Here is a 206-nt window from a genome sequence, read left to right on the forward strand (position 1 = left end):
GGTTTTGATGAAACGGCCCTGCGCACAGCGATGGATCAAATCGTTAGCCATCACGATGCACTGCGTATCATTTTCCGACCTACGGAGCGCGAATATGAAGCTTGGAACCGCGCGGTCGGTGAGGGCGATCTGTATACGCTGGATCGGGCCGACTTCAGAAATGAGTCTGAGGTATCTGCGGCGATCGAGGCCAAAGTGAATGAAAT

1 protein-coding gene is annotated in these 206 nt (G+C 53.4%); it reads left to right on the plus strand.

What is annotated here, in order from left to right; all coding sequences use genetic code 11:
• The coding region (locus G9G54_RS25195) for a hypothetical protein (RefSeq protein WP_165179982.1) at window positions 1–206 on the plus strand (206 nt) is incomplete at both ends.

Source organism: Paenibacillus sp. EKM212P, from assembly GCF_011066115.1.
GTDB lineage: Bacteria > Bacillota > Bacilli > Paenibacillales > Paenibacillaceae > Paenibacillus > Paenibacillus polymyxa_B.